We start from the raw sequence: 25,475 nt of genomic DNA, 5'->3' as shown, positions 1-25,475 counted from the left end.
AAGATGAGTGATATCCGTATATTTGAAATTTACCGCTACGATCCAGATGTCGATGCAGCACCACGAATGCAGTGCTATGAGTTAGAGCTTACTGGTGAGCGTATGTTGTTGGACGCCTTGATCTCTTTGAAGAAACAAGATGAAACCATCTCGTATCGCCGCTCATGCCGTGAGGGTGTATGTGGTTCAGATGCAATGAACATCAACGGTAAAAATGGTTTGGCTTGCTTGACCAATATGTTGACTTTGCCTAAGGTCATCACATTGCGTCCATTACCTGGCTTGCCAGTCGTACGTGATTTGATCGTCGACATGACTTTGTTCTTCAAACAGTATTTGTCTATCAAGCCTTATTTGGTAAACGACAATCCACCGCCAGAGAAAGAGCGTTTGCAGAGCCCTGAAGAGCGTGAAGAGTTGAACGGCTTGTATGAGTGCATTCTGTGCGCATCTTGCTCAACCTCATGCCCCTCTTTCTGGTGGAATCCTGATAAGTTTGTGGGCCCTGCAGGTTTGTTGCAGGCCTATCGCTTTATTGCTGATAGTCGGGATGAAGAGACCAGTCAGCGCTTGGATAACTTGGAAGATCCATACCGCTTATTCCGTTGCCACACTATTATGAATTGCGTGGATGTATGTCCTAAGCATTTGAATCCAACTAAGGCGATTGGTAAGATCAAGGAGTTGATGGTTCGTAGGGCAGTATGACCCTCGGTAATGCAGAGTTATATCGCTTAAAAAGTGATGCTCGCAGGGGCTTGCTAGAGAACGATTTAATTCTGCAGCGTTTCTTTGAGCGTTACGGCGCTCAGTTAAGCGTGGAAGATGGCAAAGTATTGAGCCAGTTATTGGCCTTAGATGACAATGACCTGATGGATTTATTAATCGGTCGTAAAGATTCGGTGGCTGGACTGGAGCAGGAGATGCAGTCTGACTCCTTTAAAACAGTTTTACAAAAGCTGAGAGAGAGGTAATTCAGTCTTTTGGTGCAAGTAGTAGTGCAAGCGTGTGATCGAATAGTGTATTAATCATAATTTTGAATGACTAAGGATTAGAAATGATTGAATCGGACATCAAGGCAAAACTCTCGTTTTCGGATGGAACACCAGATATTGATCTGCCAATTTATAAAGGCACGGTTGGTCCTGATGTCATCGATATTCGCAAGCTCTATGGTCAAACTGGTAAGTTCACTTACGACTCAGGCTTTCTATCTACCGCATCCTGCAATAGCAAAATTACCTACATCGATGGTGACAAAGGCGAGTTGCTCTATCGTGGTTACCCGATTGATGATTTGGCTGCGAACTGCGACTTCTTAGAGGTTTGCTACCTTTTGATTAATGGCCAATTGCCCAACGCGACCGAGAAAAAAGATTTCGATCAAATGGTGATTCACCACACCATGGTCCACGAGCAAATGCAATTCTTCTTGCGCGGTTTCCGTCGCGATGCCCATCCCATGTCTGTGTTAACTGGTTTGGTTGGTGCCATGGCTGCGTTCTACCATGATGAGATTGATTACAGCGATTCCTATGCACGTGAAGTGGCGCAGATTCGTTTGATTGCGAAGATGCCAACCTTAGTGGCAATGTCGTACAAGTACTCCGTAGGACAACCTTTTATCTATCCAGATAACTCTTTGTCATACACCGCAAACTTCATGCGCATGATGTTTGCTACGCCGTGTGAAGAGTACAAAGTAAACCCAGTTTTAGTTCGCGCTTTGGATCGCATCTTTATCTTGCATGCAGATCATGAGCAAAATGCCTCTACCTCAACCGTTCGTTTGTGCGGTTCTTCAGGTACCAACCCGTTTGCCGCTATTTCTGCTGGCATTGCTTGCCTCTGGGGTCCTGCCCACGGTGGTGCTAACGAAGCTTGCTTGCAAATGTTGAATGATATTCAAGCACAAGGCGGCGTGGATAAGATTCATGAGTTCATCGCCCAGGTGAAAGACAAGAACTCGAGCGTACGTTTGATGGGCTTTGGTCACCGCGTTTACAAAAACTTCGATCCACGCGCTAAATTAATGCGTGAGACTTGCTATGAGGTTTTAAATGAACTCGGCCTGCAAGATGATCCATTGTTCAAGCTAGCGATGACCCTAGAGAAGATTGCCTTGGAAGACGAGTATTTTGTGAGCCGCAAGCTCTATCCAAACGTGGACTTCTACTCAGGTATTGTGCAGCGCGCACTGGGTATCCCAACGGATATGTTCACTTGTATTTTTGCGTTAGCAAGAACAGTTGGCTGGATTGCTCAGTGGGAAGAAATGATTACGGATTCCGAGTACAAGATTGGACGTCCACGTCAGTTATATGTTGGTGAAACTTCACGTAAGGTTCCTAACATTTCCGTTCGTAAATAAAGGTTTTAAGGGCACTCATGTCTCGTACGCTTTATGACAAATTGTGGGATGACCACGTTGTTTACTCGGAAGGGGATGGCACAGCCACGATCTATATTGACCGTCAGTTGCTCCATGAGGTAACCAGCCCTCAGGCATTTGAAGGCTTGAATCTGGCTGGTCGTCCGGTATGGCGCATCTCCGCCAACTTGGCTGTTTCGGATCACAACGTTCCAACCACAGACCGCTCGGCAGGAATTGCAGATCCTATATCTAAGCTGCAAGTCGACACCTTAGATCAAAACTGTGATGCATTTGGTATTACCCAATACAAGATGAATGATGCTCGCCAAGGGATTGTTCACGTGATTGGACCAGAACAGGGTGCAACCTTACCTGGCATGACTGTTGTCTGCGGTGATTCACATACCAGCACGCATGGCGCATTTGGTGCCTTGGCATTTGGTATTGGCACATCGGAAGTGGAGCACGTCTTGGCCACTCAAACCTTGCTCATGAAAAAGAGTAAGAACATGTTGGTGCGGGTAGATGGCCGTTTGCAACCCGGTTCTACAGCTAAGGATATCGTCTTGGCGGTGATCGGTAAGATTGGCACTGCAGGTGGCACTGGTTACTGTATCGAGTTTGCTGGTGAAGCGATTCGGAATTTGTCTATGGAAGGTCGTATGACCCTCTGCAATATGGCGATTGAAGGTGGCGCAAGATCTGGTTTGGTGGCTGTGGATGAAACTACGATTGAATACATTCAAGGTCGCCCTTATGCTCCTCAAGGTCAAGCCCTATTGCAAGCAATGCAGTATTGGAGAACATTGCATTCGGATGCAGATGCCCAGTTTGATGCGGTAGTGGAATTGCGTGCAGAAGAAATCGCTCCACAAGTCACTTGGGGTACCTCTCCTGAGATGGTGCTTGCTATCAGCGACCGTGTTCCTGATCCGGAAAAAGAGCGTGATCCAAACAAGCGCTCTGCGATGGAGCGTGCTTTGGAATATATGAATCTCATTCCGAATACGCCACTGAGCAGTATTTCTGTGGATAAAGTATTTATTGGTTCCTGCACTAATAGCCGCATTGAAGATATTCGGGCTGCTGCAAAAGTGGTGGATCGCATTGGCAAGAAAGTAGCTGCTAATGTGAAGCTGGCATTGGTAGTTCCTGGTTCTGGTTTGGTGAAAGCCCAAGCAGAGCGGGAAGGCTTAGATCGCATTTTTAAAGCTGCTGGCTTTGAATGGCGCGAGCCCGGTTGCTCTATGTGTTTAGCCATGAATGCTGATCGCTTAGAGCCTGGTGAGCGTTGTGCCTCTACATCGAATCGTAACTTCGAAGGTCGTCAAGGTAATGGCGGTCGCACCCATTTGGTCAGTCCGGCAATGGCGGCTGCTGCGGCGATTGAGGGCCATTTTGTTGATGTTCGTAAGATTTCATAAAGGTAATCCAGATGAAATTTTCTTCAGTCTCATTGATTTCTCGATTAGCCATCGTTGGCATTGCAGGTGTGATCATCTCTGCTTGCAGTAATACCATGGAAGGCATGGGCAAAGATTTGCAAACCATGGGTAGCGCCATGGGCGGATCCGGTGCAAATTCTACTCAGCAGAATCAATCTCAAACTAAGGGTAAGGACGTTGTCATTACCCCTGTGAAGTAAACAAAAAATATAGATAGAGTCAGAGTCATGGAAAAATTTACGGTATACAAAGGTTTAGTTGCTCCACTAAATCGTGAGAACGTGGATACCGATGCCATCATTCCGAAGCAGTTTTTAAAGTCCATCAAGAAAACGGGCTTTGGTCAGAACTTATTCGATGAATGGCGTTATTTAGACCATGGCGAACCTGGTCAAGATTGCAGTACTCGTCCAATTAACCCTGACTTTGTGCTCAATCAGCCGCGCTACAAAGGCGCCGGCATTCTCTTGGCTCGTAAGAATTTTGGTTGCGGTAGTTCGCGTGAACATGCGCCATGGGCTTTAGACCAATTTGGCTTCAGGGCCGTGATTGCCCCTAGCTTTGCCGATATTTTCTATAACAACTGCTTCAAAAATGGTGTTTTACCCATCGTTTTGACCGAAATGCAGGTAGATCACCTCTTTAACGAGACGATGGCTTTTAGTGGTTATCAACTGACAATTGACCTAGACGCTCAACAGGTTATCGCCCCTGACGGCAGCGCCTATAGCTTTGAGGTAGCCCCCTTTAGGAAGTATTGCCTCCTCAACGGTTTGGACGATATTGGCTTAACTCTGCGTCATGCAGATAAAATCAAGGCTTATGAAGCTGAGCGCATCCTCAAGATGCCTTGGCTTGCGACACAATTGCCGTAATTCGTTGATTTAAAGGCCTTTCATGAAAATTGCAGTTCTCCCGGGCGATGGGATCGGCCCGGAAATTGTTGCTCAAGCCGTTCGCGTTCTTCAAGCGTTAGGCCCAAAGTTTGATCTAGAGGAAGCTCCTGTGGGTGGCGCTGCCTATGACGTGGCTGGACATCCTTTGCCGCCAGCGACTTTAGAGTTGGCAAAAAAAGCTGACGCTATTTTGTTTGGCGCAGTCGGTGATTGGAAATACGACACGCTTGCTCGTGAACTTCGCCCAGAGCAGGCCATCTTAGGATTACGTAAACACTTAGAATTGTTTGCTAACTTTAGGCCAGCGATTTGCTATCCAGAACTCACAGCAGCATCCAGCCTCAAACCTGAAATTATTGGTGGCTTGGATATTTTGATTGTGCGTGAACTCAATGGCGATATTTACTTTGGTCAACCTCGCGGTATTCGTAGCTCAGAGTTGCCATTATTTAAAGGTGCTCGTGAAGGTTATGACACCATGCATTACAGCGAGCCAGAAGTAGAGCGGATTGGTCGCGTTGCATTTGAAGCGGCACGCAAGCGCGGTAAAAAAGTGTGCAGCGTGGATAAAGCGAACGTATTAGAGACTTCGCAGTTGTGGCGCGAAGTCATGATTCGGGTTTCTAAAGACTATCCTGATGTTGAGTTATCCCACATGTATGTCGATAACGCAGCAATGCAATTGGTGAAGGCGCCTAAAGCATTTGATGTAGTCGTGACCGGTAATCTGTTCGGTGACATTCTGTCGGACGAAGCAGCGATGCTCACAGGCTCGATTGGCATGTTGCCTTCTGCGTCATTGGATAAGAACAACAAAGGCTTGTATGAGCCAAGCCACGGCTCTGCGCCTGATATTGCTGGTCAAGGGATTGCTAATCCTTTGGCAACGATTTTGTCTGTAGCCATGATGTTGCGTTATTCCTTGGGTATGCCTGCAGAAGCTGACCGGATTGAAAAAGCAGTACAAAAAGTGTTGGCACAATGCTTACGTACTGCTGATATTTATACAGAAGGCACTCAAAAGGTATCTACTGTACAAATGGGTGATGCAGTAGTTGCGGCACTCGCTGGATAAATAAGTCAATATTTTCACTAGGTAGTTAAATCATGGCAAATACAAAAACACCGTTGGTAGGTTTAGTTGGCTGGCGCGGAATGGTTGGCAGTGTTCTGATGGAGCGCATGCTCGCCGAGAAAGATTTTGATTTGATCGAGCCGATTTTCTTTAGCACGAGCCAAGTAGGCGGCGAAGTTCCCTTGCTCAATGGTAAAAAAGTCACCAAGAGTGAAAGTACTTTGCAAGATGCCAATGACATCAAGGCATTGTCCCGTTGTGACATCATTTTGACTTGCCAGGGTGGTGATTACACCAATGAGATCTTCCCCAAGCTGCGTGCGGCTGGTTGGAGTGGTCACTGGATTGATGCTGCTAGCGCATTGCGCATGAAAGATGATGCTGTATTGATTCTCGATCCAGTGAATCGTCCCGTGATTGATAAGGCATTAGCTGCGGGTGGAAAAAATTGGATCGGTAGTAACTGCACAGTCAGTTTAATGATGATGGCTATGGGTGGTTTAGTGAAGGCTGACATGGTTGAGTGGATTAGTGCCATGACTTATCAAGCAGCTTCTGGTGCAGGCGCTCAAAATATGCGCGAGTTACTATTGCAAATGGGTGCTTTGCGTGACAGCGTGGCTGCAGAATTGGCAGATCCATCTTCCTGGATTTTGGATATTGATCGTAAGGTGACTGAAACCTTACGATCACCCGATTTTCCGAAACAGAATTTCCGTAATACTGCTTTAGCTGGAAGTTTGATTCCGTGGATCGACGTACCTCTCGAGCTTGGGCAAACCAAAGAAGAGTGGAAGGGTGGCGCTGAGTTCAATAAGATCTTAGGTCGCCCTGCATTCCGGACTCCTGGCAGCATTCCAGTTGATGGGATATGTGTGCGGGTTGGAGCGATGCGCTGCCATTCCCAGGGCTTGACAGTGAAGTTGAAGAAAGATGTTCCCCTCCAGGAGATTGAAACGATCTTGGCAAACGATAGTCAGTGGGTAAAAGTCGTGCCTAATGATCGTGAAATAACTGAGCGTGATTTATCGCCAGCAGCCGTTAGCGGTACCTTAACAGTACCTATCGGACGTTTGCATAAATTGGCGATGGGTCCAGAGTATTTAGGTGCATTTACCGTCGGCGATCAGCTATTATGGGGAGCAGCTGAGCCCTTGCGCCGCATGCTCAGAATCTTACTGGAGAGGTAATTACATAGATGCTAGGTCTTGACCAATCGAGATTGCTCAAAGTAATTTGCTTTACTTTGCTCAGTTGGTCCTGTGCGGCCAGCGCGATTCATTTGGGCGTTCCTAAATTACAGTCAGTACCTGGTGAGCCCTTACGCGTTGAAATTCCCATTAGAAGTGGAGTGGACGAAAAGGATGCATTGCCATCCCTTACTGTTGAACTTCCAGGTAAGACGGCCTTCGAAAAACTGGGGATCTCGCAAAAAATTCTGGATTTGAATCCGCAAGTAATGATTTATCGAAATCGTCAAGAGCAGTTGATGGTTTTAGTAGAAACCGTAAATCCTGTACCAATCACTGATGATCCATTCCTAGATGTCTTAGTGAAGATGAATTGGTCAAGTGGAAGTCTCACTAAAACATATACCTTCCTCTTAGGTGATACGCAGAAGGTGACTGTAAAACCCGGTCAAAGTCTTTCTGAAATTGCCACCATCATGGCACCACGCCTAGAGGGCGCTAGCTTAGATCAGACCATGCTGGCTTTATATAAAGCAAATCCTGATGCGTTTGCCAGCGGTAGTGTGAATAGATTAATTTCTGGAGCCGAGCTGAATAAACCAAGTCAAGCACTCTTGCGCTCCATTAGTCCTGTTGAAGCCAATCAGTTCGTGGCTGATGCTAATGAGCAGTGGCGCTCTGAGAAGGGTGGTAAAGGCGATAAAGGTGTAGATGGTTCTAGTAAGGGTGGAAAAAATAAAGCTGCTGAGAATGCTGCAAAAGATCGCTTGAAAATTGGCTCCAGTGCAGAAGGTAGTGCTGAGGAGCGTCGTTACACAGAAGACTTAGTCGCACAAGAAAAAGAACTAGAACAAGCTAAAGCGCGTGTTGCAGAACTGCAAAAGAATATTGCTGACTTACAGCGCCTCTTGGAAAAATCCAAAGAAAAAAAATCAGCTGAAAATAATTATGGCTTGGGTGGTTTTGGACCAGCCGCTTTGGCGATCGGTTTAATTGCATTCACTGGACTTTTACTTTGGGTTTTGGCGCGTAACGCCCGTAGCTCAGAATCGGCTTCATTTGAGGAGAAAGATCTAGACCCCCAGAAGCCTACCCCTGCACCCCATTTTGAAATGCCTGAGCGTGCCAAGACATTATTTTCAGGGATCGATCTTGATCTTTCTAAACCACCGAAAGAGCCGTCTCCCGAAGTTGCGCCAGACAACAATCCTTTGACAGATACCTTGCGTGTCAAACTGAATCTGGCTCGCGCTTACATCACGATTGAAGATTTCTCGGCAGCGAAGAAGTCTTTAGAGGACATTATTCGTTCTAGCAGCTCGGTAGATCCAGCCATTACGATTGAAGCGCAAGGCTTATTGTCAGAACTTTCACATCGTCAGACTTAGGTGTGAGCGATGCGTATAGCGCTCGGTCTCCAATATGATGGTAGTCCTTATGCTGGATGGCAAGTTCAGCACAATCAAAATACCGTACAAGCAGAACTAGAAAAAGCAATTACGGCTTTTATTGGTGAAGAGGCCAAAGGCTTTCCGGTACAAACCATTACTGCCGGTAGAACAGATGCTGGAGTTCATGCTCTCGGACAGGTAGTTCATTTTGATGCTCAGGTTGAGCGTGAAGATTTTTCTTGGGTGAGGGGGGTGAATTCTTTTTTGCCCGGATCTATTGTGGTGAATTGGGCTAAGGTCGTCCCCGAAGAATTTAGTGCCCGCTTCTCTGCATTTGAGCGAACCTATATTTATGCATTGCATGCAGGCCCTTGCCGTTCACCCATGATCGATGCGCGTGCAGGTTATGTGATGTTGCCACCGAATCAATGGTTCGATCTAGATGCCATGAAAGAAGCAGCCCAATGTCTCATTGGTGAACATGACTTCACATCATTTAGATCTTCCGAGTGTCAAAGCAAGACCCCAGTCAAAACGATGTATGCGATTGACATCATTTCTGCAGAACCTTGGTTGTATTTTGTGATTCGTGGTAATGCATTCTTGCATCACATGGTACGTAATCTGGTCGGTAGTTTTTTGCAAATAGGGCGGGGTAGGCAAAAGCCAGAATGGATGGCGCAACTATTAGCTGCAAAGGACCGCCATCTTGCTGCACCTACCTTTATGCCGGATGGCCTGTATTTAAGCAAAATTGCTTATCCACCGGAATTTGAGATTCCTGCCCCTTGGCTAAAAAACTCTTGGTTGCCAGATCGGGTCACCGGGAAATAGGCTCCCGAAAGCCTTATCATTGATCTATGGGCTTATTGACACACTCGCCGGGGCGGACCCGGGTCAAAATCTGTGGTTTAAAGACCTCAGCGGATATTGATGCTGCTGTTTCGGCTGGAGTCGATGCCGTTGGATTTGTCTTTTACCCTCCCAGTGCCCGAGCCGTAAGCCCTAATATTGCCGCCCAACTGATTTCTAGGCTCCCAGCGGGGGTAGACGCGGTTGGATTGGTAGTCAATGCTTCAGATGAGGAGTTTGCCGCTATCCGCGCTGCGGCTGCAATCACCTTATGGCAGTTTCATGGGGATGAGACCCCGCAAAGATGCGTGCAGTTGGCACAAGGCCAGCCTTGGATAAAGGCGGCGCGTGTAGGAGCCCAGTTCGCTTTTGATGATTTTTCCCTACAATATAGGGATGCAAACGCTTTTCTGCTGGATGCTCTCGTTGAGGGTTATGGTGGCGGAGGCGTTCCTTTTGATTGGCAAGGAATTCCACAAACATGGGTAAGCGAAAACGCGCCTCGGGTCGTTTTAAGTGGTGGATTGAACACGCACAACGTGGGCGAGGCAATTGCACGCCTGCATCCTTGCGCAGTTGACGTCTCTAGTGGCGTAGAAAGCAGCAGGGGTGTCAAAGATCCTGCGCTCATGGCTGATTTTGTAAAAGCAGTGCGCGCAGCAGATGCGAAAGCATCATCCCAATAATTTGCTGTAGATAAATCAAAAGAGGTAGCTATGTACGACAAGCCAGATGCACGAGGACACTTCGGTCCTTATGGCGGTGTGTTTGTTTCTGAGACATTGATGTATGCATTAGATGAGCTCAAAGAAGCCTATGCAAAATATCAACATGATCCTGAGTTCATTGAAGAGTTCCACTACGAACTGAAACACTTTGTCGGTAGGCCTTCACCGGTCTATCATGCGAAGCGTTGGAGCGAAATGCTCGGCGGCGCACAGATCTATCTCAAGCGTGAAGACTTAAACCACACTGGTGCCCATAAGATTAATAATGTCATTGGTCAAGCGATGCTCGCCAAGCGCATGGGTAAGCCACGCATCATCGCCGAGACAGGAGCAGGGCAACACGGTGTTGCTACTGCCACGATTTGCGCGCGCTTTGGTCTGGACTGTACTGTGTATCAAGGTTCTGTAGATGTAGCGCGTCAAGCACAAAACGTATTTCGGATGAAGTTACTAGGTGCCAAGGTAGTTCCCGTTGAGTCTGGAACCAAAACCTTAAAAGATGCACTGAATGAAGCGATGCGCGATTGGGTGACCAATGTAGATAACACTTTTTACATCATCGGTACCGTTGCAGGTCCGCATCCTTATCCGATGATGGTGCGTGATTTCCAAAGCGTGATTGGTGAAGAGTGCAAAGTACAAATGCCAGAGATGACTGGTCGTCAACCAGACTTTGTATTAGCTTGCGTTGGCGGCGGCTCAAATGCTATGGGTATTTTCTATCCCTACATTGATTTTCCGGAAGTGAAATTAGTCGGTGTAGAGGCTGCAGGCCATGGTCTGGGTAGTGGTTTACATTCAGCAGCACTGTGTGTTGGTAAGCCAGGTGTATTGCACGGTAATCGCACTTACTTGCTTCAGGATGAGAATGGTCAGATCTCGGAAACGCATTCTGTTTCTGCTGGCATGGACTATCCAGGTGTTGGTCCTGAGCATGCTTGGTTGAAAGATTCTGGTCGTGCTGACTATGTGGCTATTACGGATGAAGAAGCACTCAAGGCTTTCCATGACTGTTGCCAAATTGAGGGCATCATTCCTGCGCTAGAGTCTTCCCATGCGATTGCTTATGCCTGCAAGCTTGCTAAGACTTTGCCAAAAGATAAAACCATCTTGGTCAATCTCTCAGGCCGTGGCGACAAGGACATGCACACCGTTGCACAAGCAACAGGATCAGAAGGTTAATTAAAAAATAGCATGTCAAAAATTACTGCACTCTTTAAAGAGTTAAAAGCAACGGGTAAAAAAGGCTTGATTCCGTTTATTACGGCTGGTGATCCCGATCCTGGAATGACGGTAGAACTCATGCACGCATTAGTGCGCGGTGGTTCCAGCGTCATTGAATTGGGTGTGCCATTCTCTGATCCAATGGCTGATGGCCCTGTCATTCAAAGATCATCTGAGCGTGCATTAACGCATGGCGTCACTTTGCATTCTTGTTTAGAGATGGTCAAAGAGTTCCGTAAAAAAGATGCGACTACTCCAGTGGTACTCATGGGCTATGCCAATCCTGTTGAGCAAATGGGTACAGAACGTTTTGCAACCGAAGCTAAAGCAGCGGGTGTGGATGGTGTCTTGGTGGTGGATTACCCGCCAGAAGAGTGCGTTGACTTTGCAGCACGTATGCGCGTTGCGGGAATCGATCCCATTTTCCTATTGGCACCAACTTCATCACACGAACGTATTAAAGATGCTGCCAAGATCGCCTCTGGATACATTTACTATGTATCTATGCGCGGAGTAACTGGGGCCTCACATCTGAATACCCAAGATGTCGCTAGCATCATTCCTAAAATCCGCGAAGAGACTGATATTCCCATTGCGGTGGGCTTTGGAATTAGCGATGCTGCGAGCGCTAAGGCAGTATCTGCTAGCGCTGATGCGGTGGTCATTGGTAGTCGGATTATTCGTCTTTTGGAGGATGCGCCCCCAGGGCAGGCGGTACAATCACTGGAAACCTTCATTCGTGAGATTCGAGACGCATTGGATAGTCAAAACTAATGAGCTGGATAGATAAATTACTCCCTCCCCAAATTCAACATACTGATCCTGCGAATCGCAAATCAGTACCAGAGGGATTGTGGGTAAAGTGCCCTAGCTGCGAAACGGTTCTCTACAGCACGGATATCGAAGCCAATCTTTCAGTCTGTCCAAAATGTAGTCATCACATGCGTATCGGCGCACGTCAGCGTCTAGATAATTTACTCGATCCAAAAGGTCGTTACGAAATCGGTGCCGATATCTATCCAACTGATCCCCTGAAATTTAAAGATTCTAAAAAGTATCCAGATCGCATTAAAGAAGCAAATGACGCTTCTGGCGAAACGGAAGCTCTGATTGTGATGGTTGGAAAAATTGAAGCCATTCCAGTAGTCGCAGCTTGTTTTGAGTTCCAATACATGGGTGGCTCCATGGGCTCCGTGGTAGGTGAGCGTTTTGCACGCGGTGTGCAAGAAGCCATCAATAAAAAATGTGCCTTCATTTGCGTAACCGCTACTGGCGGCGCTCGTATGCAAGAGAGCTTGCTGTCCTTGTTTCAGATGGCGAAGACTAATTCGATGTTGACCTTGTTGTCTAAAAAAGGTTTGCCTTATATCAGCGTATTGACCGACCCAACCATGGGTGGCATCTCCGCTAGTTTTGCTTTTATGGGTGATGTGGTAATGGCGGAGCCAAAAGCCTTGATTGGTTTTGCTGGCCCGCGCGTGATTGAGCAAACCGTTCGGGAAAAATTGCCAGAAGGTTTCCAGCGCTCTGAGTTCTTAATGCAAAAAGGGGGCATCGACATGATTGTGGATCGCCGTCAAATGCGTGGTGAGATTGCGCGACTCTTAGCACTCTTGCAGAAACTTCCTGAGCCTGCGATCGCGGGTAGCGCAGCTGTCTAAGCGCTTGAGCACAGCACACCAAGCCCCAATTCTTTTCACCAGCCTCGAGGCTTGGCTGAGTCACCTCGAAACCGCTCATCCCCTTGGTATCGATATGGGTCTTGAGCGCATTAATCGCGTTAAGGCTGCACTAGACCTTCACTTTGATTGTCCAGTTATTACTGTCGCAGGTACGAACGGCAAAGGTTCTACCTGTGCCTATCTAGAAAGTATCCTGCTGGCTTCTGGCTATCGAGTGGGTTGTCACACTTCACCCCATTTACTCAGTTTTAATGAGCGCGCTCGCCTTAACGGCGAAGAAGTGAAAGATGGTCTTTTGTTAGAACACTTTGTAGCGATCGAACAAGCCCGCGTGAGTCTGGTTGATGCACCAACGCTGACCTATTTTGAGTTCACCACTCTGGCGATCATGCATTTGTTTGCTAAAGCAAATTTAGATGCCGTGGTACTTGAGGTGGGTATGGGCGGTCGTTTAGATGCCGTCAATATTGTGGATGCAGATTGCGCCATCGTGACAAGTATTGATATTGATCATGCGGATTTTTTGGGTGATACGCGTGAGGCAATTGCTTTGGAAAAAGCCGGGATCTTTCGCCCTGGCCACATTGCTGTCTGCGGTGACCCCGTGCCGCCACAATCTTTAATTGACTATGCAGAAAAGTTGGGTTGTGATCTTTGGTTGCAGGGTCGGGACTATAACTTCCAGGGTGATAAACAGCAATGGGGTTGGGCCGGCCGTAATAAACGCTTTAGTGGGCTTGGTTACCCAGCACTGCGCGGTGCTAATCAGATTTTGAATGCTTCTGCTGTGATTGCTGCCTTAATGGCTTTGCATCAACGTTTGCCAGTCAGCGCGCAGGATATTCGCAATGGTTTTGCCATGGTCGAGTTACCGGGTCGTTTTCAGGTTCTACCAGGTCAACCGACGGTGGTCTTGGATGTTGCTCATAACCCCCATGCTGCCGCCACTCTAGCTCAGGGCTTAGACAAAATGGGCTATCACCCCTATACCTATGCCATTTTTGGCGCTATGGCTGATAAAGATATCGAAGGCGTGATAAAGCCTTTGCTGGACATCGTGGATTTCTGGTTTTGTACGGATTTGCCAACCCCTCGGGCAGCGTTGGCAAAAACCTTAGCCCAGCAACTTGAGGCTCTGGGAGTAAAGCCAAAAAATGGGGCTGATGGCGGTATCGAAATCTTCGAAAATCCAGCTTCAGCGTATCAAAAAGCGCTATCTCAGGCTGGTGAGGGTGATAGAATTGTGACCTTCGGATCCTTCTATACTGTTGCAGGCGTAATGGCTTATCGAAACAACCAGGCGCATTGATCCATGATTCGTTTACCGAGCTTTTTTAAGCGAAAAACTCAGGCTGATGACCTTGAATTGGGTTCAGCAAGGCGTCGTTCTGCTCAGCGGACCGCTCCCCGTAGTTTCCAACGAGCCCTTGAAGCTGAAGAGCTTGCCCTCACAGAAGATCCAGAACAACAAAGAGCGCGCCATCGATTGATTGGCGCGGCAGTATTGGTTCTGATTGCCGTTGTTGGTTTACCTCGCATTCTCGATAGTCGGCCAAAGTCTGCGCCTAACGATATTGCAGTCAATATCGTTACGAGTTTGCCAATTCCTGGTATTGAAGCAAAGCCGGAAGCCAGAACTGAAGAAAGAGTAAAAGTAGACGCCCCAGTGGAGTCTGCTAAAGAATCCGCAGCTGCTCCCGAAGTAAAGTCTGAAGCAAGGACAGAACCTAAGTCAGAACCTAAGTCAGAACCTAAGTCAGAAACAAAGCCTGCTCCTGGTAAGGCTGCTGGTCTAGGATTGGCAACAGGAGAAGAGGTAGTTTCTGCCTCTAGTGCTAAAGCAAAGACGGATGATGCGACCAAAGACAATGTCAGTAGTGCTAATGGTGCGAGTGCGGCCAATGGCTCTGGCAAGTTCATCATTCAACTTGGCGCATTTGCATCTGAAGATCGCACTAAAGGCTGGGTTGCTAAACTGAAAGATCAAAAGATTCCAAACTACGTGTTTAATAAAACAAGTAGTGATGGGACTAAGCTCTATGTTTTGCGAGCCGGTCCATTCGCAGATAAAGATTCTGCAGAAGCAGCAGAAAAGAAAACCAAGGCAATGGGTCTTTCACCAAGACTTGTTGAGACTGGTAAGCAGTAATGGAATACTTATCCACCTTAAAGCTAACATCGGTGGATTATTTCACCCTAGTGGTACTTTTGGTGTCTGCCCTAGTGGGTATCTCACGCGGATTATTTAAAGAAGTTCTGGCGCTTGCTTCTTGGTTCGTCGCTGCTTGGGTGGCTTATCACTACAGTAACTATCTTTCTACTGAATGGCTTTCAACCTTTCATCTAGACGAATTGCTCAGCCTTGGTTTGAGTTGGTTCATTCTGTTTGTATTGACTTTGATTATCTGTGGATTGTTCGGTGGCTTAGTGCAAAAGATTATTTTGTCAGCAGGCTTAAGTTTGACGGACCGTTTTTTAGGCTTGGCGTTTGGTTTATTACGCGGTGGCTTGATTGTGGTGGTACTTGCCACCTTGGCAGCCTTGACTCCTATTCCACAGAGTGTGGCATGGAAAAACGCACTTACCAGGCCGACCGTTGATATGGCTACTGGATTAATTAAAGGTTGGTTGCCAACCGATTGGGCAAAGCAATTGAGTAATACAATGCCTAAAATCACCCCAACCATTACTCCTACATTAACAATAGGAAATTAGAGATATGTGCGGCGTCGTCGGAACTGTTTCCCACTCCCCAGTCAACCAACTTCTCTATGATGCTTTGTTGCTCTTGCAGCATCGCGGACAAGATGCTGCCGGCATTGCGACGATGAACGGTAATTCGTTTACGATGCATAAAGCCAATGGCTTAGTGCGAGACGTGTTTAGAACTCGCAATATGCGCAGCTTAGTGGGTAATGCTGGTATTGGCCAAGTACGTTATCCCACCGCTGGTTCAGCAAGTAGCGAAGAAGAAGCGCAACCGTTTTATGTCAGCGCGCCTTACGGCATTATTTTGGCTCACAACGGCAACCTCACCAATGCTCCAAGCTTACGTGTAGAGATGGCTTATCGAGATCGTCGCCACATTAACACCAGCTCAGATACCGAAGTATTGCTAAACGTCTTAGCAGATGAACTCCAAAAAGAAACAAATAGTGCTGCCTTGGATGAGGGCGCGATGTTTAATGCTGTCACCGGCGTAACAAGTCGCGTTAAGGGTTCATACGCCGTAGTCTCTTTGATTGCTGGCTATGGCTTGCTAGCATTCCGCGATCCATTTGGTATTCGTCCTCTTTGTATTGGGCGGATTGATACACCGCAAGGTCCAGAATGGATGGTAGCCTCTGAATCCGTTGCACTGGAAGGTCTCGGATTTACCTTTGTGCGGGATGTTAATCCTGGTGAAGCCATCTATATTGATTTAGACGGCAACTTCTATGCGCGTCAATGCGTACCGAATGCTGTTCTGACGCCTTGTATTTTTGAATACGTCTACATGGCTCGTCCAGACTCCACCATCGATGGAGTCACGGTCTATAACGTGCGTATGCGCATGGGTGATTACTTGGCGGAGAAGATTCGCAAAGAGACTAATGTCGATGAAATTGATGTAGTTATGCCGATTCCGGATTCTAGTCGTCCTGCAGCAATGCAAGTGGCTAAGAAATTAGGCGTGGATTATCGCGAAGGCTTCTTTAAGAATCGTTATATCGGTCGTACTTTCATCATGCCGGGACAGGCTGTGCGTAAAAAGTCTGTTCGTCAGAAACTCAATGCCATGCGGATTGAGTTTAAAGATAAGACTGTCTTGATCGTGGATGATTCTATTGTCCGTGGCACTACCTCATTTGAGATTGTGCAAATGGCACGCGAGTCTGGCGCTAAGAAAGTGATCTTTGCCTCTGCTGCACCTCCAGTGCGCTTCCCGAACGTCTACGGTATTGATATGCCAACGCGTAGCGAGTTAGTTGCCTATGGTCGCACTGATGAAGAAATTAACAAGATGATTGGCGCCGACCAACTCATCTATCAAAGCGTTGAAGATATGAAACAGGCGGTAAGGGATATCAATCCCAATCTCCATAATTTCGAAGCCTCTTGTTTTGATGGGCATTACATTACTGGCGACATTAATGAATCGTATTTGGATGCCTTGGAAGCGCAGCGTAATTCTTCTGCTGCACAGGCAGACCGTCAGCGTGATTCAAGCGACTTTGCTCGCTCCCAGCTCCACCTACATTTGGCTACCGAAGACTAAAAAGCGACAAGAATTGCCTCACTCGAGGCAATTCTGCAATTCGGTGTCAAAATAGCAGTATGAAGAGCAAACCTACCCGCAAAAAACCTGATTTTTCTAAGCTAGCGCTCGAGACCTTAGCGGTCCGCGCTGGTACTCGTCGCACAGCTGAATATCAAGAGCATTCAGAGGCCATGTTTCTGACTTCCAGTTTCTGTTTTGATAGTGCTGAGTTAGCGGCTGATGGCTTTGCCCATGCGGACCAAGGTTTTATCTATTCACGCTTTACCAATCCAACTGTCAGTATGTTCCAAGATCGCTTGGCCGCTTTAGAAGGTGGTGAAGCTTGCATTGCAACTGCTTCTGGTATGTCTGCCATTTTGACGATGGCGATGGCGCATTTGCAAGCGGGCGATCATGTAGTTTGCTCACGTTCTGTCTTTGGTGCAACGATTCAGTTGTTCACTAACATCCTTGGCCGCTTTGGAATTACCACTACATATGTTGATTTGGCAGATACCAAGTCATGGCAAGCTGCTGTCCAGCCAAACACCAAACTGTTTTATCTTGAGACCCCATCAAATCCTTTGACTGAGATTGCCGATATCAAAGCGATTTCTAAGATTGCCAAGAAAGCAAAAGCCTTATTTGCGGTAGATAACTGTTTTTGCACACCAGCTCTCCAAAAGCCATTGGCTTTAGGTGCTGATGTCGTGATTCATTCAGCAACCAAGTATTTAGATGGTCAGGGTAGAGTGGTTGGCGGTGCGATTGTGGGCAGCAAAGATTTTGTTATGGGTAAGGTATTCCCATACGTTCGAACCGCAGGACCAACACTGTCTGCTTTTAATGCTTGGGTGTTTCTCAAAGGTCTGGAGACACTTGAGCTTCGTATGAAGCAGCAGAGCGAGAATGCCCTTGCATTAGCGCAATGGCTCGAGAAACAGTCTGGTGTTGAACGCGTCTACCATCCAGGCCTTAAATCACATCCGCAACATGCTTTGGCAATGCGCCAACAAAAAACGGGTGGGGCTATTCTCTCCTTTGTTCTCAAGGGCGGAAAAAAAGCGGCTTTCAACCTAATCAATCAAACCAAGCTTTGCTCTATTACAGCTAACTTAGGCGATACCCGTACCACGATTACTCATCCAGCGACGACAACGCATTGCCGTGTAACGCCAGAGGCTCGCAAAGTTGCAGGAATTACAGATGGCTTAGTACGTATTGCAGTAGGCCTTGAGAATATCAACGATCTTAAAAGCGATCTTGTTGGCGGCTTGAAGAAGTAAGGCATTCGATTCTTATGAGCTTTGCTGACGCAACCCAGTTCTGGAATGAGCGCTTTGATAAAGAAGAGTTCATCTTTGGAAAAGAGCCGAATGAGTACCTTGTTGAAAAGGCAAATCAGTATCTCAAGACTGGTGACAAGGTGCTTTGTATTGCTGATGGCGAGGGTCGCAATGGTGTCTGGCTGGCAAAGCAAGGTATGCAGGTGGTTGGCTTTGATGCATCGGATATTGCGTTAGCTAAAGCAAAACAGTTTGCTAAAGATAATCAGGTAGAAGTTGAATATTCATTCTCCGATACTGATAGCTTTATATGGCATGCTAATACTTATGATGCTGTCATCGGAATCTTTATTCAGTTTGCTGATCCGGCAATGCGTAAGCGGATCTTTCAAAAGACTTACGAGACTCTGAAGCCAGGTAGCCTCTTTATTCTGCAGGGTTACACACCTAAGCAGTTGGAATATAAAACGGGTGGCCCATCATTGATAGAACATCTCTATACAGAAGAGCTGATTCGCGATTTAGCTCAAGACTTTAATATCCTGGAGCTTCATTCTTACGAAAAAGCATTATCAGAAGGTCCAAGACATACTGGTATGTCTGCCATACTCGGTTTGGTGGCTCAGAAGCCCATTTAGTAATGACTAATTACTGAAGCGCCTTGGGTCGTTGATTGGGCGCAGTGGCATGATGTGAATCTTGCCCCCATCAATTTCAATATAAGACTTATTGCCAGCCTCCAAAGATAAGCGTTTTACCTCAGCAGCAGATGCTTCCCAAGTAATGACATGATTCCCTGCGAGTGTGCGTAGTTGAATGACGGCAATCTGACCTAATGAACTGATGTGCTCCACTTTGGCTTCAATTGCTGTTTTACTGGGTGTTGCATCAAGGCTGATGCCATCTGCAGGGATGACCCAAGCAACGGGAGTGTGCGGGGGGATCTTGCCCTTATCAACCACATTAAATATCTGATTACATCCACTCCAAGTCAGTTTGCCTTCAGTAAATACGCCTTCAAACTTATTATTGATGCCTACTAGCTCTGCAACGCGAGAATTTCTAGGTCTTTCAAAAAGAACCTGGGGTGGAGCAGTCTGCAGTCCAACACCTTGGTCGATGACAGTAATACGATCTGCTAATAAATCGGCTTCGCGAAGATCATGAGTCACCAACAGAATCGGAATATTTAAATCTTTACGCAGTTCAGCTAAGGTTTTATAGAGACCTTGGCGTGTTGGCGCATCTACCGCAGAAAAAGGTTCATCCAATAATAAGATCTTGGGTGATCTTGCCAAGGCTCTTGCTAATGCCACCCGTTGTTGCTGACCGCCAGAGAGTTGATTGGGCATGCGAATGGCTAAATCACCAATACCCATGCGGTTCAGCCATCGTTGTGCTTGTACTTTACGCTCCGTAACATCAGCCACCGAGTTATATAGTGGTATGCAGACATTCTCGAGCGCAGATAAATGTGGAAAGAGGGCGTACTGCTGGAATAAGAATCCGCAAGAGCGTTGGGCAGGGCTGAGTGAGGTAGTAATGCCCTTCACTTCATTGGCTTCAAACCAGATTTCGCCGCCACATTCGATTTTTCCCGTTTCAGCATTATTAAGGCCAGCAATAGTTCTTAAGGCGGTTGTCTTGCCGCTACCTGATGGTCCGACCAAGGCATGGAGTTCTCCGGGGACGCATTCGAGACTGAGTTGCAAAGGGTTAGGCGTGGTCTGAGAGAGCTTAATTTTGAACATCAGCTTCTCCACTTTTTAGCACGCGAGGGGTGACGACTAAACACGCCATATGAAATGGCAATGGCAATTAGCGAAGTGGCTAGCAAGATGAATGAGAGTGCGCCAGCGCCAACGGTATCAAAACTTTGGACTTTGTCGTAAATGGCAATCGAAACAGTTTTAGTTTCTCCTGGAATGGCACCACCGACCATCAGGATGACACCGAATTCACCAAGGGTATGGGCAAAAGTCAGAACAGCTGCACTGGTAATGCCGCGCCAAGCTAAAGGTAATTCAATGAGGCGAAAGATTTGCCACTGAGAGAGACCGCTCACTTGAGCTGCTTCCCGAATTTCTGGATTAATTGCCTCAAACGCGCGCTGGATTGGTTGAATGGCAAAAGGCAAGTTAACAATCAGTGAGGCAATCAAAATTCCAGTGAATGAAAACACCAAAGGAATACCCAAGATACTTTTGCCACCCAGGCCAACTAGAAGGTAGTAGCCTAAAACGGTTGGCGGCAGAACCAGAGGAAGAGCTAGAGCGGCCTCAATCCATGACCTGGCCTTGCCCATGCTTTGCAGATGATGTGCTACCCAAACTCCAAAAGGAAGAATGAGGACCAAAGTCCAAATAGCTAGCTTTAATGAGAGGATGAGTGCTTCCATGTCCATCGCTGGATTGTATCGTCAGACGCTCTAAGGGTATCTCACTATATAAATAGGGTGGATATAAGCGTTAAATATGCTTTTATACGCATATATTCATATTAATAGACCGCATGAAAGCAAGAGCTCAAAAAGCGACAAAGAACCTAACTCCAAAGCAAATGGAGGCGGTATTTTTAAAGGTAGCCGCTTATTTCAACGTGCTATCAGAGCCTTCTCGCCTGCGGATCATGTATGCAGTTTGTAGCGGGGAAAAATCGGTCTCTGAAGTGATCGAATTGTGCGGTTCAAGTCAGGCCAATGTTTCAAGACATCTTTTGGCATTACACAAAGCAGGCATTTTGCTCCGGCGTAAAGAAGGCGTAACCGTCTATTACTCAATAGCAGATAACGCAACCGTAGATATGTGCCAATCAGTGTGTGCCAAGATTGCTGAAGGTATTCATTAATGACAGAAAAAGATGCTATATCAAACAAGCAAATTGAACTGCGTGCTGAAGATATCTCTGCAGTGGAGAAGTCTGCCCATCGAGCTCGTTTAGTCAAAGCGCCAGAACACTTTGTCTCTCAGGACTTAATTGCTGATATCAATGCCAATGGTATTGATGAAACCCGTCGTGGCTTTTTACGCAAAGGCTTTCTATCGGCTGTCGGTGGGGCAGCAGCAGGCTTGACCGCACCAATGGCTTTTGCAGTCGGCGAAGGTGATCCTGCCATTTTGGAAAAGCAAGAGTGGCAAACCACCTTGGGAAAAAATGTCGCCACCATGCCTTACGGTGTGCCTTCAATCTATGAAGCTAATTTAATACGACGTGAGTCACCTGGTTTGACGCGAGTAGCAGCTTCCTCAGTAGCATTTACTCCGCTGCAAGGTTTGTTTGGAACCATTACTCCCAATGGTTTGCACTTTGAGCGCCATCACCAGGGTTGGTACAACCTGAATCCAGAAACCCATCGCTTGATGGTGAATGGCATGGTCAAAAATGCGCGCGTGTTCACCATGAATGATTTAATGAGACTGCCATCAGTCTCCCGTACCCACTTTATTGAGTGCGGCGCTAATACCGGCCTAGAGTGGGGCAACGTCGCTGTGCCAACAGTGCAGTATACCCATGGCATGCTTTCTTGTTGCGAATTTACGGGTGTGCCACTCAAGGTATTGCTTGAGGAATGTGGGGCAGATCTGAAAAAAGGAAAGTTCCTGCTTGCTGAGGGAGGTGACGGATCTGGCATGACTCGCACGATTAATCTAGAGAGCTGTTTGGAAGATACGATCGTAGCCTGGAGCATGAATGGCGAAATGTTGCGCCCAGAAAATGGCTTCCCATTGCGTCTAGTAGTTCCGGGTGTGCAGGGTGTTAGCTGGGTGAAGTGGTTACGCCGTTTAGAAGTAGGGGACATGCCTTGGAATACCAAAGATGAAGCGGTTCACTATATTGAATTGATGCCAAATGGTATGCATCGCCAATATGCCTCAATTCAGGAATGCAAGTCTGTGATTACCACGCCATCTGGCGGTCAGCAGTTACTCGACAAAGGTTTTTACAACGTCAGCGGTATGGCTTGGTCAGGACGAGGAAAAATTAAACGCGTTGATGTGTCATTTGATGGTGGCAATAACTGGCGTACTGCACACCTAGAAACACCAGTCCTCACAAAATCCATTACCCGCTTCAATATCGACTGGGTTTGGGATGGATCGCCCGCAATCTTGCAATCTAGAGCGGTGGATGATACTGGCTATATTCAGCCTTCGATAAAAGTACTGCGTGATTTACGTGGTAATCGCTCGATTTATCACAACAATGCAATTCAGTCCTGGAAATTAGACTCCAATGGCGAGGTGAGCAATGTCCAAGTTGGATAAATTATTTGCTCGTCTAGCGCTATTAGCCCTTGCGGTATTTTCTTCCCAGCTTGCCTATGCGCAAAGTTCACAAGGCGCTACTCAGTATTTAGGCATCGGCCGTAATGCCACACCGGCAGAAGTGATTGCATGGGATATTGATGTTCGTCCTGACTTTAAGGGTTTGCCGAAGGGATCTGGCTCTGTAGAACAAGGGCAGGCAATTTGGGAATCTAAATGTGCTAGCTGTCATGGCGTCTTCGGGGAATCTAATGAGATCTTCACCCCAATCGCTGGCGGAACGACAGTAGATGACATCAAAACTGGCAAAGTTGCGTCCTTGGCGGATCGTAAGCAACCACAGCGTACTACCTTGATGAAAGTTCCCACCGTTTCTACTTTGTGGGATTACATCTATCGCGCCATGCCTTGGAATGCACCTAGATCTTTAACGCCGGATGAAACCTATGCACTTGTTGCATTTATTTTGAGCTTGGGTGAAATTGTTCCGGATGATTTTGTCCTGAGTAATGCCAATATCGCTGAAGTACAGAAAAAGATGCCGAACCGAAATGGCATGACTAGAAATCACGGCTTTTGGAGCGTCAATGGTAAGCCAGATGTGAATGGTTCTTCATGTATGAGCAATTGCATCAAGTTTGTGCAAATCGGGTCTACGCTCCTTGACTTTGCCAGAAATGCCCATGGCAACATTGCAGAGCAAAATCGCCTCTATGGTCCATACCGAGGTGCAGACACAACCAAGCCGCCAATGGATAAGTTACCCGGTTCTGCGGGTGAGGGCTTGGCCCATGCCGCTGATACCCATGCTGCATCTACAAAAGGGCCAGCAGCATTATTTAAGAATGAAAACTGCTCTGCTTGCCATGCGTCAAATGCGAAGTTAGTAGGCCCATCGATTGCCGATATTGCAGCAAAATATAAAGACCAGAACGGGGCTCAGGAGAAGCTCATGGCTAAAGTCAAAAATGGCGGTTCAGGCGTGTGGGGAGCAATTCCGATGCCGCCACAGCCACAGTTATCCAATGAAGATAGGGCAATACTTGTGCGCTGGGTACTTACGGGACAATAGTTTTGCAGAGGGTTTTTTGAAATACCGCTATATTTGATACTAAGAGTAGATTATTTAAGGAGTTTTTATGAATCAGCAGCGACGCAGTTTATTGAAATATTCAGCTGTTTTTGGCTTGATGGCTTCTGCGGGTCTTATCAGCGTAGCCCAAGCGCAAGAGTGGAATAAAGCCGCTTTTGAAGGCAAGAGCTTAGATGATGTATTCAAAATCTTAGGCGCAGGTAGCCCAGATAAATCTGCTGCCGTCACTTTGAATGCTCCTGATATTGCAGAAAATGGCGCAGTAGTTCCCGTTGGCATTACAACTACTCTCAAGGCAGAGCAAATGGCTATCTTGGTTGAAAAAAACCCAAGCTCCTTGGCTGCACAATTCTTCATTCCTGCTGGTACTGAGCCGTTTGTAACTACTCGTATCAAAATGGGTCAAACCTCCAATGTCTATGCTTTGGTAAAAGCGGATGGCAAGTGGAGCATGGCCGTTAAGGAAGTAAAAGTCACATTAGGTGGTTGCGGCGGTTAATTGCCGCGCTTAATTACTCTAAACCCCATTCAATACTATTAACGAATCACTAGATACAAGAGGAAAACATGGCTGATCCAATGCGCGTTAGAGCTGCTGAGAACGGTGGAATTGTGGATGTAAAAATTTTGATGAAGCACGATATGGAATCTGGTCAGCGTAAAGATGCTGCCGGTAAAACGATTCCTGCATGGTTCATCAGCACAATTAATGTCAAAGCAAATGGTAAAGATGTATTGAATGGTCAATTTGGTCCAGCAGTTTCTAAGGATCCATTTTTGAACTTCAAATACAAAGGCGCCAAAGGCGACAAGATTGTAGTGAGTTGGGTTGATAGCAAAGGTGACAAGCGCACCGATGAAGCAACTGCTTCTTAATGCCAAATATCTTTGCCATCTTTATAGTTTTGAAAGGGTAATAAATGCAGCGTAAATTCACCTTAGGCTTAGCCTCAGGAGTATTGGCAACAATCTTGTCAATTTCATCTTCATCGTATGCGCAAAATGCAACAGATGATATTGCAAAGTATCGCGAGATGATTGCAGATGGAAATCCTTCCGAGCTGTATGAAGCTGCGGGTGAAGAGTTATGGAAAAAACCAGCCGGTCCTAAAAACGCCACACTTGAGAAGTGTGATTTAGGTCTAGGGCCTGGAGTTGTGAAAGGTGCAGCAGCACAACTGCCACGCTACTTCAAAGATACTAATAAAGTTCAAGATCTTGAGTCACGCTTGATGACGTGTATGCAAAAGCTACAGGGTCGTGACCTGCAAGAAATAGTTGATGCCCCCTTTCAAAAGGGACCTAAGAAGGATATGGAGGCGATTGTGGCTTACGTAGTCACTTTATCTAAGGGTGACAAGATTAAAGTGAGCACGAATCATCCTAAAGAAAAAGAAATGTATGAGCTTGGTAAGCGTGCATTCTATTTCCAGGGTGGTCCCATGGATTTTTCCTGCGCGTCTTGTCACGGTGAGGATGGTAAGCGGATTCGCTTGCAAGACCTACCCAACATCACTACACAAAAGGGTGCTGCTTTGGGTTGGGGCTATTGGCCAGCATATCGCGTCTCAAGCGGACAGTTTTGGACCATGCAACAGCGTTTGAACGATTGCTATCGTCAGCAGCGTTTCCCATTCCCGATTTATGGCTCTGATTTGACTGTAGCTTTGTCGATGTATATGGCAAAGAATGCCAATGGTGGAACAGTTGAAACTCCTGGTTTGAAGCGTTAAT

28 protein-coding genes are annotated in these 25,475 nt (G+C 46.8%); 26 read left to right on the top strand and 2 right to left on the bottom strand.

Annotation, left to right across the window (positions count from 1 at the left end):
• Nucleotides 1–3 precede the first annotated feature (3 nt).
• The 20 genes from C2756_RS06340 (at nt 4) to C2756_RS06245 (ending at nt 19,021) form a co-directional block, all read left to right on the top strand.
• On the top strand, nt 4–708 hold the full coding sequence (locus C2756_RS06340) for a succinate dehydrogenase iron-sulfur subunit (protein ID WP_215318102.1): 705 nt from the start codon (nt 4–6) through the stop codon (nt 706–708).
• Nucleotides 705–974: a succinate dehydrogenase assembly factor 2 gene (locus C2756_RS06335; RefSeq protein ID WP_215318100.1), complete on the top strand. Its 270-nt coding sequence runs from the start codon at nt 705–707 to the stop codon at nt 972–974. The genes C2756_RS06340 and C2756_RS06335 overlap by 4 nt, the downstream gene beginning before the upstream one ends.
• 83 nt (nt 975–1,057) lie before the next feature.
• Entirely contained in the window at nt 1,058–2,371 is a 1,314-nt protein-coding gene (gene gltA / locus C2756_RS06330; protein WP_215294825.1) for a citrate synthase, read from the top strand.
• 17 nt (nt 2,372–2,388) lie between these two features.
• On the top strand, nt 2,389–3,798 hold the full coding sequence (gene leuC, locus C2756_RS06325; protein ID WP_215318098.1) for a 3-isopropylmalate dehydratase large subunit: 1,410 nt from the start codon (nt 2,389–2,391) through the stop codon (nt 3,796–3,798).
• 11 nt (nt 3,799–3,809) lie between these two features.
• Complete coding sequence (locus C2756_RS06320) at nt 3,810–4,019, top strand: hypothetical protein (RefSeq protein WP_215318096.1); 210 nt, start codon at nt 3,810–3,812, stop codon at nt 4,017–4,019.
• 27 nt (nt 4,020–4,046) lie between these two features.
• Nucleotides 4,047–4,694, top strand: a complete 648-nt coding sequence (gene leuD, locus C2756_RS06315) for a 3-isopropylmalate dehydratase small subunit (RefSeq protein ID WP_215294819.1) — start codon at nt 4,047–4,049, stop codon at nt 4,692–4,694.
• Between the two features lie 22 nt (nt 4,695–4,716).
• A complete protein-coding gene (leuB, locus tag C2756_RS06310; protein WP_215318094.1) occupies nt 4,717–5,790 on the top strand; it encodes a 3-isopropylmalate dehydrogenase in 1,074 nt (357 codons plus the stop codon).
• 32 nt (nt 5,791–5,822) lie between these two features.
• Nucleotides 5,823–6,980, top strand: coding sequence for an aspartate-semialdehyde dehydrogenase (asd, locus tag C2756_RS06305; RefSeq protein ID WP_215318092.1), 1,158 nt, complete (start codon nt 5,823–5,825; stop codon nt 6,978–6,980).
• 56 nt (nt 6,981–7,036) lie between these two features.
• Entirely contained in the window at nt 7,037–8,368 is a 1,332-nt protein-coding gene (locus tag C2756_RS06300; protein WP_251372001.1) for a FimV/HubP family polar landmark protein, read from the top strand.
• Nucleotides 8,369–8,377: 9 nt separating this feature from the next.
• Nucleotides 8,378–9,205, top strand: coding sequence for a tRNA pseudouridine(38-40) synthase TruA (gene truA / locus C2756_RS06295; RefSeq protein ID WP_215318090.1), 828 nt, complete (start codon nt 8,378–8,380; stop codon nt 9,203–9,205).
• Nucleotides 9,206–9,231: 26 nt separating this feature from the next.
• Nucleotides 9,232–9,909 carry a phosphoribosylanthranilate isomerase gene (locus C2756_RS06290; protein ID WP_215318082.1) on the top strand — a complete coding sequence of 226 codons (678 nt, stop codon included), beginning with the start codon at nt 9,232–9,234 and terminating at the stop codon, nt 9,907–9,909.
• Nucleotides 9,910–9,939: 30 nt separating this feature from the next.
• A complete protein-coding gene (trpB, locus tag C2756_RS06285) occupies nt 9,940–11,133 on the top strand; it encodes a tryptophan synthase subunit beta (protein WP_071465577.1) in 1,194 nt (397 codons plus the stop codon).
• 12 nt (nt 11,134–11,145) lie between these two features.
• Nucleotides 11,146–11,949 carry a tryptophan synthase subunit alpha gene (gene trpA, locus C2756_RS06280; RefSeq protein WP_215294805.1) on the top strand — a complete coding sequence of 268 codons (804 nt, stop codon included), beginning with the start codon at nt 11,146–11,148 and terminating at the stop codon, nt 11,947–11,949.
• Nucleotides 11,949–12,836, top strand: coding sequence for an acetyl-CoA carboxylase, carboxyltransferase subunit beta (accD, locus tag C2756_RS06275; protein WP_215318081.1), 888 nt, complete (start codon nt 11,949–11,951; stop codon nt 12,834–12,836). The genes trpA and accD overlap by 1 nt, the downstream gene beginning before the upstream one ends.
• A gap of 4 nt (nt 12,837–12,840) precedes the next feature.
• Nucleotides 12,841–14,166, top strand: a complete 1,326-nt coding sequence (folC, locus tag C2756_RS06270) for a bifunctional tetrahydrofolate synthase/dihydrofolate synthase (RefSeq protein WP_215318079.1) — start codon at nt 12,841–12,843, stop codon at nt 14,164–14,166.
• Nucleotides 14,167–14,169: 3 nt separating this feature from the next.
• Nucleotides 14,170–15,006, top strand: coding sequence for an SPOR domain-containing protein (locus C2756_RS06265; protein WP_215318078.1), 837 nt, complete (start codon nt 14,170–14,172; stop codon nt 15,004–15,006).
• Nucleotides 15,006–15,572: a CvpA family protein gene (locus tag C2756_RS06260; RefSeq protein ID WP_215318074.1), complete on the top strand. Its 567-nt coding sequence runs from the start codon at nt 15,006–15,008 to the stop codon at nt 15,570–15,572. The genes C2756_RS06265 and C2756_RS06260 overlap by 1 nt, the downstream gene beginning before the upstream one ends.
• Before the next feature lie 4 nt (nt 15,573–15,576).
• Nucleotides 15,577–17,115: an amidophosphoribosyltransferase gene (gene purF / locus C2756_RS06255; protein WP_215318072.1), complete on the top strand. Its 1,539-nt coding sequence runs from the start codon at nt 15,577–15,579 to the stop codon at nt 17,113–17,115.
• A 59-nt stretch (nt 17,116–17,174) separates the two neighbouring features.
• Nucleotides 17,175–18,383, top strand: coding sequence for an O-succinylhomoserine sulfhydrylase (locus C2756_RS06250; RefSeq protein ID WP_215318067.1), 1,209 nt, complete (start codon nt 17,175–17,177; stop codon nt 18,381–18,383).
• 14 nt (nt 18,384–18,397) lie between these two features.
• The gene (locus C2756_RS06245) at nt 18,398–19,021 is read left to right on the top strand and encodes a bifunctional 2-polyprenyl-6-hydroxyphenol methylase/3-demethylubiquinol 3-O-methyltransferase UbiG (RefSeq protein WP_215294793.1); all 624 of its coding nucleotides are present in this window, start codon (nt 18,398–18,400) and stop codon (nt 19,019–19,021) included.
• Nucleotides 19,022–19,027: 6 nt separating this feature from the next.
• On the opposite strand, the gene C2756_RS06240 is transcribed toward C2756_RS06245, so the two are convergent.
• Nucleotides 19,028–20,134, bottom strand: a complete 1,107-nt coding sequence (locus tag C2756_RS06240; RefSeq protein ID WP_215318065.1) for an ABC transporter ATP-binding protein — start codon at nt 20,132–20,134, stop codon at nt 19,028–19,030.
• A complete protein-coding gene (gene modB, locus C2756_RS06235; RefSeq protein WP_371817082.1) occupies nt 20,134–20,781 on the bottom strand; it encodes a molybdate ABC transporter permease subunit in 648 nt (215 codons plus the stop codon). Before modB ends, C2756_RS06240 begins: the two co-directional genes overlap by 1 nt.
• A 113-nt stretch (nt 20,782–20,894) precedes the next feature.
• On the opposite strand from modB, the gene C2756_RS06230 reads away from it, so the two are divergent.
• The 6 genes from C2756_RS06230 (at nt 20,895) to soxA (ending at nt 25,474) form a co-directional block, all read left to right on the top strand.
• A complete protein-coding gene (locus C2756_RS06230; protein WP_215318057.1) occupies nt 20,895–21,230 on the top strand; it encodes a metalloregulator ArsR/SmtB family transcription factor in 336 nt (111 codons plus the stop codon).
• 62 nt (nt 21,231–21,292) lie between these two features.
• Nucleotides 21,293–22,648 (top strand): sulfite dehydrogenase, encoded by a 1,356-nt coding sequence (gene soxC, locus C2756_RS06225; RefSeq protein ID WP_371817098.1) that lies wholly within the window; start codon nt 21,293–21,295, stop codon nt 22,646–22,648.
• Nucleotides 22,632–23,720, top strand: a complete 1,089-nt coding sequence (locus C2756_RS06220; RefSeq protein ID WP_215318054.1) for a c-type cytochrome — start codon at nt 22,632–22,634, stop codon at nt 23,718–23,720. Before soxC ends, C2756_RS06220 begins: the two co-directional genes overlap by 17 nt.
• 67 nt (nt 23,721–23,787) lie before the next feature.
• A complete protein-coding gene (soxY, locus tag C2756_RS06215; RefSeq protein ID WP_215294781.1) occupies nt 23,788–24,240 on the top strand; it encodes a thiosulfate oxidation carrier protein SoxY in 453 nt (150 codons plus the stop codon).
• 68 nt (nt 24,241–24,308) lie between these two features.
• A complete protein-coding gene (soxZ, locus tag C2756_RS06210) occupies nt 24,309–24,617 on the top strand; it encodes a thiosulfate oxidation carrier complex protein SoxZ (protein ID WP_087909856.1) in 309 nt (102 codons plus the stop codon).
• Between the two features lie 44 nt (nt 24,618–24,661).
• Complete coding sequence (gene soxA / locus C2756_RS06205) at nt 24,662–25,474, top strand: sulfur oxidation c-type cytochrome SoxA (protein WP_215294779.1); 813 nt, start codon at nt 24,662–24,664, stop codon at nt 25,472–25,474.
• Nucleotide 25,475 lies beyond the last annotated feature (1 nt).

Source organism: Polynucleobacter sp. UB-Siik-W21, from assembly GCF_018687415.1.
Classification (GTDB): Bacteria; Pseudomonadota; Gammaproteobacteria; order Burkholderiales; family Burkholderiaceae; genus Polynucleobacter.
The sequence above is the reverse complement of the archived record's forward strand: the minus strand, read 5'-3'. Positions and strand labels throughout refer to the sequence as shown.